Annotated in this window: 10 protein-coding genes; 5 read left to right on the plus strand and 5 right to left on the minus strand. The window is 67.8% G+C overall.

Annotation, left to right across the window (positions count from 1 at the left end; genetic code table 11):
* Both FND50_RS08145 and FND50_RS08150 read right to left on the minus strand, forming a co-directional pair.
* On the minus strand, window positions 1-897 hold the full coding sequence (locus tag FND50_RS08145; protein WP_005255915.1) for a diiron oxygenase: 897 nt from the start codon (window positions 895-897) through the stop codon (window positions 1-3).
* Window positions 898-996: 99 nt separating this feature from the next.
* Window positions 997-2,580, minus strand: a complete 1,584-nt coding sequence (locus FND50_RS08150) for an MFS transporter (protein ID WP_144285397.1) — start codon at window positions 2,578-2,580, stop codon at window positions 997-999.
* 90 nt (window positions 2,581-2,670) lie between these two features.
* Here FND50_RS08150 and FND50_RS08155 point away from each other — a divergent pair, with 90 nt between their 5' ends.
* A complete protein-coding gene (locus FND50_RS08155) occupies window positions 2,671-3,342 on the plus strand; it encodes a TetR/AcrR family transcriptional regulator (RefSeq protein WP_144285398.1) in 672 nt (223 codons plus the stop codon).
* Between the two features lie 204 nt (window positions 3,343-3,546).
* Here FND50_RS08155 and FND50_RS08160 read toward each other — a convergent pair whose 3' ends face one another.
* Complete coding sequence (locus tag FND50_RS08160) at window positions 3,547-4,602, minus strand: adenylate/guanylate cyclase domain-containing protein (protein WP_144285399.1); 1,056 nt, start codon at window positions 4,600-4,602, stop codon at window positions 3,547-3,549.
* Window positions 4,603-4,765: 163 nt separating this feature from the next.
* On the opposite strand from FND50_RS08160, the gene FND50_RS08165 reads away from it, so the two are divergent.
* Together FND50_RS08165 and FND50_RS08170 are read left to right on the plus strand one after the other, a co-directional pair.
* Window positions 4,766-5,494, plus strand: coding sequence for a DUF6319 family protein (locus FND50_RS08165; RefSeq protein ID WP_144285400.1), 729 nt, complete (start codon window positions 4,766-4,768; stop codon window positions 5,492-5,494).
* Window positions 5,495-5,615: 121 nt separating this feature from the next.
* Entirely contained in the window at window positions 5,616-6,269 is a 654-nt protein-coding gene (locus FND50_RS08170) for a S1 family peptidase (RefSeq protein WP_005255921.1), read from the plus strand.
* Between the two features lie 66 nt (window positions 6,270-6,335).
* Here the strand turns inward: FND50_RS08170 and ilvD are convergent, their stop codons facing one another.
* On the minus strand, window positions 6,336-8,030 hold the full coding sequence (gene ilvD / locus FND50_RS08175) for a dihydroxy-acid dehydratase (RefSeq protein WP_005561902.1): 1,695 nt from the start codon (window positions 8,028-8,030) through the stop codon (window positions 6,336-6,338).
* 37 nt (window positions 8,031-8,067) lie between these two features.
* Window positions 8,068-8,634, minus strand: a complete 567-nt coding sequence (locus FND50_RS08180; protein ID WP_144285401.1) for a TIGR03086 family metal-binding protein — start codon at window positions 8,632-8,634, stop codon at window positions 8,068-8,070.
* An 84-nt stretch (window positions 8,635-8,718) separates the two neighbouring features.
* Between FND50_RS08180 and FND50_RS08185 the strand changes: the two genes are divergently transcribed.
* Together FND50_RS08185 and FND50_RS08190 are read left to right on the plus strand one after the other, a co-directional pair.
* Window positions 8,719-9,717 (plus strand): aldo/keto reductase, encoded by a 999-nt coding sequence (locus tag FND50_RS08185; RefSeq protein WP_007297918.1) that lies wholly within the window; start codon window positions 8,719-8,721, stop codon window positions 9,715-9,717.
* Between the two features lie 45 nt (window positions 9,718-9,762).
* Window positions 9,763-11,031 (plus strand): nitrate/nitrite transporter, encoded by a 1,269-nt coding sequence (locus FND50_RS08190; protein ID WP_039951531.1) that lies wholly within the window; start codon window positions 9,763-9,765, stop codon window positions 11,029-11,031.

An 11,031-nucleotide genomic window follows, 5' to 3' on the forward strand; every position in this document is an offset into this window, starting at 1 on the left:
TCAGAGGAGGTGGACCCTCTTGTAGAGGCGCTTGGACGGGCCGCCGACGAGGCCGACGCCATCGAGGAACTGCATCAACTTGGAACCGGACGTGCGAACGGTGTCCTTGTAGTGCTGGTTGTTCTTGGCCTCGGCGGCGGCCCGCTCCGGGTCGAGTCCGGCATTCGCATACACGTCCTTGCGGATCATGCTCTTCATCACGAAGTACACGACCACCGCGGTGTTGAGCCGCTCGAACTGCAGCCGAGCCCAGCTGGCGCCCTCGATGCGGCGGCCGACCTCTTCGCGGGCGAAGCGGATGTGGCGGGCCTCTTCGAGGACGTGGATCTTGCTGACCGTGCGGGTGACGGGCTGCACGCGCTCGTCCTTCATGAAGTCGCGCTGCATCATGTCGAGGATCTCCTCGGCGGCCATCACGCTGGCGTACGCGTTCGCGCCCCGGAAGAAGCCACCCCAGATGCGTCCGAGCTTGTGGATCGCGGGGTGCGGTCCGTAGCTCGGCATGTTGAGGCGTTCACCGGCGCGGGCGAACATCACCGAGTGGCGGCATTCGTCGGCCACCTCGGTGAGCGCGAACTGGACGTGGCGCGAGTGCTTGTCGCGGCCGTACACGTCGCGCAGGAGCATCTGCATGAGCAGGATCTCGAACCACAGTCCGACGCTGGACACGCTGGCGGCCTCGTGCTTGGTGAGCTCGATCTTCTGTTCTTCGGTCATTTCGTCCCAGAGGGCGGTGCCGTAGAGCGTGCTCCACTCGGGGGTGAGACCGAACTTGTCGTCGGGGATCGGTGCTTCCCAGTCGACCTCGACCATCGGGTCGTAGGACTTGCGTGCCGACGACGCCAGCAAGCGCTGGGCGGTCTCTTCGCGGTCGGAGACGACGATCGATGCGGTCATCACTACCCCTTGTTCTGTGACTAGGCGGTCAACTAACTGTGACATTCAGTAACTGATACTGAACGATACAATGACGGCGGTCACAAGGGCAACGTCCGCTCAGTCGACGTCGGCCAGTTCCTCGTCCTTCCGCGGCGCCGGAGACGACCCTTTCCGGCCCGGCGCCCACACCGCGAGCACGACCGCGGACGCAAAGCACACGCAGGCCAGGGCGATGGACGCCTCGTCCATTCCCTCGAGGAACGCTTTCCGGGCGAAGCTCGCCAGCTGCTCGCCCTGCGGGCCCGCCGACTGGGCGACGTGCAGCGCGGCGGCCAGGGAACTCGACACGGGCTCCTTCGCGAGGTCGGGGACGGCATCGACGGCCGGCTGGACGTGCCTGCCGTACCCCGCGGCCAGGATGCTGCCTGCCAGTGCGACGCCGATCGCCGCCCCGATCTCGCGTGCCGTGTCGTTGACCGCGGACGCCACTCCCTGTTTCTCATCGGGAGTGTTCTGCACGATTGCGGTGGTGGCGGGTGCCGTGCACAGGCCGATGCCGAACGCGGCCACGACCAGCGGCAGAGCCACCTGGGGGTAACTCGAGTACTCGTCGAGCCGGACCATCAGAAGGATTCCGACACCGAGAATCGCGGCGCCGACGGACAGCAACGGGCGGAGGCCGACATAGGGGAGGACGAACGGCATCCCCGCGGACAGCATCATCACGGGTACCGCGATGGGGGCGAGCGCGAGCGCCGACTCCAGCGGCGAGTAGCTCAGGACCAGTTGCAGGTACTGCACCGCGAAGAAGAAGAGCCCGAGGATGGCGAGGAACTGCATCAGCAACGACATCGACCCCGACCCGAAGGCGCGGTTGGCGAAGAGTCGGACGTCGAGGAGCGGATGCTCGCGGCGCAACTCGACGAGCGCGAACGCCACCGCGGCGGCGACGCCACCCGCCATGAGTCCGACGACGGCAGGGTCCAGCCAGCCGCGGTGCGGCGCCTCGATCGTGCCGAGCACGAACAGGCCCACCGCCGCCGCGATCGTCACGGTGCCGGGAAGGTCGAGCGGCGCCTGGTCGGTCTGGCGTGAGGAGGTGATGGTGAATCCGGTGAGGAAGAGGAGGCCGGACACCACGGCGAGGCTCACGAAGATCGCCTTCCACGACCACTGTTCGAGCAGCAGTCCCGAGACCAGCAGTCCGGCGATCGCGCCCGACCCGGCGACACCCGACCAGATGCCGACGGCCCGGCCGCGCTGGGACAGTGGAAAACCGGCGGTGAGCAGCGACAGCGTCGCCGGCATCACGAAGGCCGCGCCGATGCCGGCGACCGCGCGGGACCCGATGATCCACTCCGGGCTGTCGTTCAGGATCGGAATGGCGGCACCCAGGCCGAAGATCAGCAGTCCGAACATGAGGAGACCGCGGCGGCCGTAGCGGTCGCCGAGTGCGCCGGCGGGAAGCAGGAGTGCGGCGAGGGTGAGGGTGTAGCCGTCGACGATCCAGGTGAGCTGGCTCTGGCTGGCGCCGGTGTCGCGGGCGAGGTCGGGCAGGGCGGTGTTCAGTGCGGCCATCGCCGCAACGACGAGTGCGACCGCGCAGCACGCGACGGTCAGCATCCAGATCTGCCGAAGGGTCCAGCCGGTGGTGTTGCTCTGTTCGGTGTCCTGCGGTGGTGCGGAGTCCCGAGAGCGCACGATGTAATCCCTCCGTGGAAGTAACGAGACTGTCAGTATCGTTGGTAGACTGGTAGTTCACAAGAGGTGCGGCAGTGGCAGGAACGGGCGGTGCAGATGACCGAGCAGGATCCCCGCAGGCAGCGCTCTCGCGCGAGACTTCTCGACGCCGCGACAACTCTTCTCGCAAAGGGTGGCACCGACGCCGTGACGATCGACGCCGTCACCAAGCTGGCGAACGTGGCTCGGGCCACGCTCTACCGGCATTTCGGCAATGGCACCGAACTGGTCGCCGCGGCGTTCGGGCGGTTGCTCCCACCCGCGCCGACCGTGTCCGCCGACGGCGACCTCCGCGACCGGCTGGTCGAGCTGATGGTCAGTCAGGCGAAACTCATCGAGAGTGCGCCCATGAACGTGACGGCCATGTGCTGGCTCGGTATGGGCCCCGCGTTGGACGACTACTCGAGCGCGGCCGCTGTCGAGTCGGACAAACCGGAACTGCGGACGCTGAGGCAGACCATCGTCGAGCAGTACCGGGCGGCGTTCGACCAGGTCTTCGGCACACCCGAGGCGGCCGAACGCCTCGGCGAATTCGACTACGACCTCGCTCTCGCCCAACTCATCGGACCACTCGTCTTCACCCGGCTCGCGACCCTGACCCCGCTGGGACGGACCGCGTGTGAGCAGATCGTCGACGACTTCCTCGCCGCACGCGCCGCCCAGGTCGGCGCCGGTCCCGCGAAGCCGACGCTCCTCGAGATACCGCCTGCTCAGGCATTGTGACGTCGACAGCTCCGCGCGTCGTCTTTATCGTGGCACGTGCGCGCGGCACCGGATGCCGCGCGTATCGAATGAATGGTGTGGGAAGGTTTCTCGATGATCACTGATGCACTCAACTGGCTCCTCGGTGCTTGGGGCGGCGTCGCCGCCGGCAGCAGCGGATACTCCATCCCGCCCGGAACCCTTCCCTTCGGAAGCTGACGGTCGCTAGGCGTCCCGGTCTCGACGCAGCACGAACTGTTCGAGTCGTCGAATCCCTCGAACACGTCGTGGACGTAGCTGCTTGAGGTAGTAACCGGGAGCGTCGGCGAGTTCGTGGGCGAGCGCCTCGTCGATCAGCACCGTGCCGGGACGCGCCGAACCGGTGAGTCGCGCCGCGGTGTTGACGACGGAGCCGTAGAGGTCGCCGAACCGGACGAGCACCGGACCCATCGCGAGTCCTACCCGCAGTTCGGGGTCCGCCTCGTCCGGCAGAACCTGCTCCTGCAGCTGCAGGGCGATCTCAGCCGCATCGGACGGCGACTCGACGGCGAACATCACCTCGTCGCCGACCGTCTTCACCACCCACCCCCGATGGCGGCCGATGACCGACGTCGACGCCGACTCGAAACGTTCCAGAAGGTCGCTCAGTTCCCGCGCGCCGAGCTGACGGGTCAACGACGTGTACCCGACGATGTCCGCAAAGCCGACCACCAGTTTCCGGCTCGCGACCTCCTCGCCGGGATTCCCGACGTTGCGACCGGTGGTCGAGGCGATGTGCCTGCGCCACACGTACGCCTGCAACGACTCGACCGCCGGAAGGATCTCGGCGGTGAGTTCGCGCACCTGCTCCCGGATTGCCTGCTCGTCGCTGCCCGCGGACCCGGCGAGTTGATCGACGATGTGGGTGCTGATCAACGAGACCTGCCATTCGGCGAGCCGCGACATCGACTGGCCGAGAGCACGAGCCGCCGCCACTTCGCGTTCCGGTGAGATGATCCCCTGGTCGACGAGCGACGCGATGGTGCGCAACGCGGCGGCGTCCCCCTCGGTGAACATGACGCCGTCCGGATCGGTGTCGACCGCGAAACCCATCGACACCCACAGGCGGTCCGCCCGTTCGAGGGATACCCCCGCGAAATCGGCAATCTCGGTCCGCGTGTAGCGGCGGGGCCCGCCCAGAAGCGACTCCTCGAGATCGGCCTGGACGTCGCGGAGCAGGGTCGGTGAGATCTCCGTCGTCGTTGCGGTCTCGTCGCCGTTCTCCGGTGCTTCCGAGGTCACGTCGTTCCTCTCGATACGGTCGATGCGCACGCATGGTCGCGGTGCGTCCATTCCCCTCAATCTGCCACTGTGCGAGCCCGTCCGATGCGGAACCGTCGGTGGGGTGTGCGAGAGTTGCGGTGCTCACGAGCGTAACCAGGAGACAGACCAGAAAGGACAGCGCATGCCGCCCCGTAGACGTTCCGGTGCCGCCGCACCGGATCACCTGACCGCGGAGAATCTCGAGACCCTCGCTGCCGCGATCGCGGAAGGTAAGCGGGCCACCGTGTATCTGCGCGAGGCGATGCCCAGCCTCGGGCTCGAGGCCGGAGCCTCGGCGAAAGTTATCTCCGTGCAAGGCAATACGCTCTTGATCCGCCCCAAAGGCGTCGACGACGAGCTCCCCTTCGAAGCGGAGGAGCTTCTGATGAGACGAATTCCGGCCGCCAAGTCTGCGCCCGCGCCCGCCGCTCCCGCGACGCCGGTCGTGCACCAGGAGATCGAACCCGGTCCGCCCCCCGCCCCCAAGACCCCAGCCCCCAAGACTCCGGCCGCCAAGACCGTCGCGTCGCCTGCGCCCGCCGCCACCGCGGTCCCGAAACCCGCCGCGGTACCGGCCAAACGCACCAGCAAGAAGGTGCCCGCGGGAGTCAGCGTCACCATCCACGCCGGCGCCGACAACGACTGGAGTGTCACCGTCGCGCACGGAGCCAAGCGTCCCGGCAAGGCCGTCCCCGTCTCGCCGGACGCCGTCGAGCGCGCCGTCCGGGAACTCGGGGAGGAGACGGCGATCGAGGCCGTCGAGTCGATCATCGTGGCGGCGCGCAACCTCGCGGCGGCCCGGGTGGACGAGCTGAGCCGGCAACTCGAGGACGCCCGCAAAGCACTGGAGGCGCTCGGCGCCGTCGAGTAGCGCCCGGGTCGGCAACGGTCGCGGTCTCTACATCGGCATTCCCCCACGCAGGTCTTGTGCGGGGTGGGATTCTTATGGGGAGACACGCGGCCGTCGGGGCTCATCCGGGAAGGTTCGAAAAATGTTGAAACGATTCGCGGCGGTTGTTGCGGCGACAGCGGGAATTCTGGGATTCGTTGCGGCGGGGTCCGCGACAGCAGCTCCGGCCGCCGTCTTGGGGGGCGGTTCGGGGATCGTAGTGAACGACGAACTCGTCTGCTCACTCACCACCATCGGACACGACAACGCCGGCCGGCTCGTCGGCCTGACAGCGGGCCACTGCGGTGAATCGGGCTCCTACGTGGTGCCCGAAGCCAGCCAGGACAGCGGAATCGTCGGAACGTTCGTCGTCTCCAACCCCGTTCTCGACTACGCAGTGATCCAGTTCGACCCGGCGAAGGTCGTCCCGGTCAACAGGGTGGGCGGCGTCACCATCACCAACATCGGCGCACCGGCAGCCTTCCCACAGGTGGCGTGCAAGGAAGGTCGCACCACGGGCAACACCTGTGGCATCGTCTACGGCGACCTCATGCAGACGGGGGAGACGTGGACCCAGGCCTGCGTGATCGAGGGTGACTCGGGCGCACCGATGGTCGTCGGCACCACCCTGGTGGCCATGGTCAACGCCTACCTCGCGGCACCGTGCATCGGCCCGGAGATCGGCACCAACCTCAACTCGATCATCGCCGACATGAACGCGAGCGGCGGTCCCGGCGCCGGGTTCCGGCCCATCTAGGCCCTTCGGGCTCGTGCGCCTTTTTGGTAGCCAGGACAACCAGAAAGGCGCACGGGCGCGAAGCGCCTACCCGCAGACGGCGCCGCCCGAGGCGGAGCCGACGAGCTTCGTGTACTTGGCCAGGACCCCGCGGGTGTAGCGCGGGGGCAGAGGCTCCCACCCGTTCTTACGGCCGGCGAGTTCCTCCTCGTCGACGAGCAGTTCGAGGGTGCCCGTCCCGACGTCCAGTCGGATCTGGTCGCCGTCGCGGACGAACGCGATGGGACCGCCGTCGACGGCCTCCGGTGCCACATGGCCGACGCACAGGCCCGTGGTGCCGCCGGAGAATCGGCCGTCCGTGAGCAGGAGGACGTCCTTGCCCAGTCCGGCACCCTTGATCGCGCCGGTGATCGCGAGCATCTCGCGCATGCCGGGTCCGCCCTTGGGGCCCTCGTAGCGGATGACCACGACGTCGCCGTTCGTGATGGTGCCGTCCTCGAGGGCGTCCATCGCGGCGCGTTCCCGTTCGAAGACGCGGGCGGTGCCGGTGAAGACGTCGGAGTCGAACCCGGCCGACTTCACCACCGCGCCGCCCGGGGCGAGTGAACCCTTGAGGATCGTGATTCCCCCGGTCGGGTGGATGGGCGAGCTCATCGCGCGGAGCACCTTGCCGTCCGGGTCGGGAGGGGCGATGGCCGACAGGTTCTCGGCCATGGTCCTGCCGGTGACGGTGAGGCAGTCGCCGTGCAGCATCCCGGCGTCGAGCAGGGCCTTCATGATGACGGGGACGCCGCCGATGTGGTCGACGTCCTTCATCACGTGCTTGCCGAACGGTTTGACGTCCGCCAGGTGCGGGACGCGGGCGCCGACGCGGGAGAAATCGTCGAGGGTCAGTTCCACATCCGCTTCGCTCGCGATCGCCAGCAGGTGCAGGACGGCGTTGGTGGAGCCGCCGAACGCCATGACCACGGCGATGGCGTTCTCGAACGCCTCCTTGGTGAGGATGTCCCTGGCGGTGATGCCGCGGCGGAGCAGTTCGACGACGGCTTCACCGCTGCGCCTCGCGAATCCGTCGCGACGACGGTCGGTGGCGGGCGGGGAGGCGCTGCCGGGCAGCGACATGCCGAGTGCCTCGGCGGCACTGGCCATGGTGTTCGCGGTGTACATTCCGCCGCACGCGCCCTCGCCGGGACAGATGGCTCGTTCGATGGCGTCGACGTCCTCACGGCTCATCAGTCCGCGCGAGCAGGCGCCGACCGCCTCGAACGCGTCGATGATGGTGACGTCGCGTTCGGTGCCGTCCGACATTTTGGCGACACCCGGCAGGATCGAACCGGCGTAGAGGAACACGCTCGCGAGGTCGAGGCGGGCCGCGGCCATCAGCATGCCGGGCAGCGACTTGTCGCAACCGGCGAGCAGCACCGATCCGTCGAGGCGTTCGGCCTGCATCACCGTTTCCACACTGTCGGCGATCACCTCACGGGAGACGAGGGAGAAGTGCATGCCCTCGTGTCCCATCGAGATGCCGTCGGACACGGAGATGGTGCCGAACTCGAGGGGGTACCCGCCCGCGGCGTGGACGCCGTCCTTGACGGCCTTCGCGAGCCGGTCGAGCGACAGGTTGCAGGGGGTGATCTCGTTCCACGACGACGCCACGCCGATCTGGGACTTTCCCCAGTCGTCGTCGCCCATGCCCACCGCACGGAGCATTCCGCGCGCTGCGGTCTTCTCCAATCCGTCGGTGACGTCGCGGCTGCGGGGTTTGGGATCCGGGGTACTCATGTCTCCCAGCGTAGGCGGGACCCTCGGCGGCGGTTGGTTAAATGCGTTGCCGGGGATCGCGGCCGGTGAGGGCGATCAGGCGATCCTGGAGCGGCGCGTCGTCGGGAAGGTCGACGGGGTCGGCGAACAGCCCGCTCTCGGAGAGCATCTCGCGTTGGCCGTCGAGATCCGACCAGACGCCGGCGACGAGTTGCGGGTCGAGGGTGTCGTCGGATCCGGTGGCCTTGGCGAGGTCCCATGCGTGGATGGTGACGTCGGCGATCTGCTGCCGCAGATACGGCTCGAGCGGCACCGTGCCGTAGGACAGGTGCACCTGCGTCCGCGGGTCGGTCGACGACCACGCGTGGATGGCCGCGTCCGAGTACCGCTGCCATTCCGACCGCATGTCGCCGTGCAGGGGCTCGATGTCCGGGGTCGCTTCGCCGACCGTCTTCCCGGCGAGCAGCGGGGGAACCCACTGCTGTTCCTCGATGACGTGCCGCACCAGCTGGGTGACGTCCCAGTCGCGGTCCGGTGTCGGCGCCGACCAGTCGGTGATCGCGGCGACCCGTGCACCGAACTCGCGGTGGGCGATGCGGGCGAGTTCGAACCAGTCGAATGCCATGCCTTCAGGGTAGAGGCAGCCGGGTCACGATCAGCGCGATTCCAAACGATGCACCTGTCGGGGTGCTCGGGAAGGATGGGGCGCATGACCAACATCCCCACCGTGCAGTTGTCCGAAGGCTTCACCGTCAGCGCGCAGGGCTACGGCGCCATGTCCGTCGCCCCCGTGTACGGCCCCGTCGACGCCGCGGAGGCGCTCGCGACCCTCCACCACGCCATCGACATCGGAGTGACGTTCATCGACACGGCCAACGTGTACGGCGACGGCGCGAGTGAGATCGCGGTGGGCACGGTGCTGAAGGAACGGCGCGACGAGGTGCAGCTGGCCACCAAGTTCGGTCTCGTCGGCAACATCGCGAACGGCCGGCGCAGCATCAACGGCAAGCCCGAATACGTGGCGCAGGCCCTCGACGAATCCCTGTCCCGGCTCGGCGTCGACACCGTCGATCTCTACTACCTGCACCGCGTCGACCCCGAGGTGCCCATCGAGGACACCGTCGGTGCGATCGCGGAACAGGTGAAGGCCGGGAAGGTCCGCAACATCGGACTGTCGGAGGCGACCGGCGACGAGTTGCGTCGCGCCTCGCGCGTGCACCCCATCGCCGCGATCCAGAGCGAGTGGAGCATCTGGAGTCGCGACGTCGAGAAGCACGTGGTTCCCGCGGCGGCGGAACTCGGCATCGGCTTCGTGCCGTACTCGCCGGTGGGCCGGGGATTCCTCACCGGAACGTACGACCCGGCCACGCTGGGCGACAAGGATCTGCGTCGCCGGTTCCCGCGTTTCGGCGACGATGCGCTGCCGGCGAACCTGAAGGTGCTCGACGTCGTCCGCGAGGTCGCTGCCGAACTCGACGCGACGCCCGCCCAGGTGTCGCTGGCGTGGCTGGACGCGAAAGCCCGCGAGTTCGGGTTGCCGTCCGTGTCGATTCCCGGTACCCGGTTCGCGGCCCGTGTCACGGAGAACGCCGGCGCGCTCGCGCTCACGCTGACCGAAGGGCAGATCGCGCGTCTGGACCTGCTCGCGGATCTCACCGTCGGCGAGCGCACAGCCGATCCGACCTGGGTGTCGCTGGGCCGCGAGTGACTTCGACCGGCGGGTAATACCTGCTGGGGGGTAGTTTGATCTGCGATGAGCAGAGTGTGGTTGGTGTGGGGCGTCGGGGTTGTCGCTTATATCGTCGCCGTCCTGCATCGAACCTCGTTCGGTGTGTCGGGCCTCGCGGCGACGGAACGATTTTCGATCAGTCCGAGTGTGTTGTCGGGTTTCGTCGTACTCCAGATCGTGGTGTACGCGGGGATGCAGATCCCCGCCGGTGTGCTCCTCGACCGGTACGGATCGCGAGTCATGATTTCCGCGGGCGCCCTCATCATGGCGTCGGCGCAGATGCTCCTCGCGCTCACCGAATCGCTGCCGCTGGCGGTCGCCGCGCGCGTTCTCGTCGGCGTCGGCGACGCGATGACGTTCATCTCCGTGCTGCGCCTGGTGCCGCAGTGGTTCGCGCCGCGGCGGGTCCCGCTCGTGTCGCAGCTCACCGGCATCTTCGGTCAGATCGGTCAGATCCTGTCGGCGCTGCCGTTGATGCTGTTGCTGAACGGGCCGGGCTGGAGTTTCGCGTACGGCAGCGCGGCGTCGCTCGGTTTGCTGTCGTTCGTGCTGGCCGTCTCCGTCATTCGCAATGCGCCTCCCGGTCTGGAGGTGGTAGCCGCGCCTGCCGGACTGCGGGAGGTGGGCAGGCAGATCCGCACCGTGTGGGGGCGTCCCGGCACCCGGCTCGGGTTCTTCACCCACATGGGCACGCAGTTCTCGATGACCACGTTCGCCCTGCTGTGGGGTGTGCCGTACCTGAGGTCGGCGCAGGGATTGTCGCCGGCGGAGGCCGGTTCGCTGCTGACCCTGTCGGTGATCTCGGCGATTGTGGCCGGCCCGATCATCGGCATCCTCAGCGGCCGTTTCCCGATGCGCCGCTCCTATCTGGTGCTGGCGATCATGATCAGCAATGCGGCGATCTGGACCGTTGTCCTGTCGCTGCCGGGTCCGGCGCCGATCTGGTTGCTGATCGTGCTCGTGATGGTGATCTCGGTGGGCGGCCCCGGTTCGATGATCGGTTTCGACTACGCCCGCATGTTCAACCCCAGCACCAGCATGGGAACGGCGCAGGGAATGGTCAACATCGGCGGCTTCCTGGCGTCGTTGCTGGTCATCCAGGCGATGGGTCTCATCCTCGATGCGATGGGCGGGTACTCGTTCGACGCGTTCCGAGTGGCCTGGCTCGTGCAGTACCCGGTCTGGATCGTGGCGATCACGGGTGTTCTGGTGACGCGTGGGAAGACACGGAAACAGATGGGATTGGTGCTGCGGCCCATCCGGCAGGTGTGGCGGGAGCGGGGCGGTCGCTGA

The organism is Rhodococcus sp. WB9 (genome assembly GCF_007558985.1).
In the GTDB taxonomy this organism is placed as follows: domain Bacteria; phylum Actinomycetota; class Actinomycetes; order Mycobacteriales; family Mycobacteriaceae; genus Rhodococcus_F; species Rhodococcus_F opacus.

Bases quoted from the DNA above. Each gene is read 5' to 3' on its own strand.
- FND50_RS08180 (WP_144285401.1), bottom strand. From the start codon at position 8,634: ATGGCATTCGACTGGTTCGAACTCGCCCGCATCGCCCACCGCGAGTTC.
- FND50_RS08145 (WP_005255915.1), bottom strand. From the start codon at position 897: ATGACCGCATCGATCGTCGTCTCCGACCGCGAAGAGACCGCCCAGCGC.
- FND50_RS08190 (WP_039951531.1), top strand. From the start codon at position 9,763: ATGAGCAGAGTGTGGTTGGTGTGGGGCGTCGGGGTTGTCGCTTATATC.
- FND50_RS08185 (WP_007297918.1), top strand. From the start codon at position 8,719: ATGACCAACATCCCCACCGTGCAGTTGTCCGAAGGCTTCACCGTCAGC.
- FND50_RS08165 (WP_144285400.1), top strand. From the start codon at position 4,766: ATGCCGCCCCGTAGACGTTCCGGTGCCGCCGCACCGGATCACCTGACC.
- FND50_RS08170 (WP_005255921.1), top strand. From the start codon at position 5,616: ATGTTGAAACGATTCGCGGCGGTTGTTGCGGCGACAGCGGGAATTCTG.
- ilvD (WP_005561902.1), bottom strand. From the start codon at position 8,030: ATGAGTACCCCGGATCCCAAACCCCGCAGCCGCGACGTCACCGACGGA.